At 60.0% G+C, this 652-nt stretch carries 1 protein-coding gene and 1 pseudogene; both read right to left on the bottom strand.

Features of this window, described 5'->3' with window-relative positions:
- Nucleotides 1–211 (bottom strand): annotated as a pseudogene (locus ACZIRK_RS45380) (IS256 family transposase); the annotation flags it as partial.
- Between the two features lie 259 nt (nt 212–470).
- The coding region (locus ACZIRK_RS45375; protein ID WP_463703304.1) for a hypothetical protein at nt 471–652 on the bottom strand (182 nt) is incomplete at its 5' end.

The raw sequence follows: 652 nt of genomic DNA, 5'->3' as shown, positions 1-652 counted from the left end.
CCCGCGTTCGGCCCCAACGGTGCGCCCGCCGTGCTACATCGCGACCGTGGCGCGGCCCACAGGCCGCCGCCACATCCGCCTCCATCATCGTGCCCAGCGCCTCGACCCCTGCCGCAAGGCAGAACCGGTCGAAGCTCGCCCGCACTTCCGCAAACGCTTCGTCCACAGCCCCAGTCGCCGGCCAACCAGCCGGTGTGATAGCTCTCGTCATGGCGTTGCTCTCCTTTGTGGAATCAGCACCCCGAGCCTACCGGCTCAAGGTGGGCAACGCCGACCTCTTCAGTAATTCAACAGAACCCGGGACATCCCCTCCATCAGAACCAGCATCATGATCGAGCACAAAGACAGGCCACCCGGGAGAACATTTCCTACGCGGTTAGCCGATACATAGGGCTGGTTTCCAGAAACTGCATTGTTCATCTTACGCCATTCTCAAAGCTCAGACGTTTGTCGTCGAACGTGCATTGCACTCAAGCCATATAGACGATCTTGCTTCTCGCCTCGGTATCGGCACGACGAATTTCAGCAAGCTTGCCCAGAAAGTCCTGAATCACCGTCTCATAGCTTGCCATGAATTCACTCTCGTCCTCCATCTGCGCCCGCGCCTTGGTGCCGTCCGCCTCCAGCTTCGCCTTCTCCTCCTGGTAGTGCG

It is taken from the genome of Bradyrhizobium sp. Leo114 (assembly GCF_055229415.2).
This window is presented reverse-complemented; position numbering and strand designations above follow the sequence as displayed.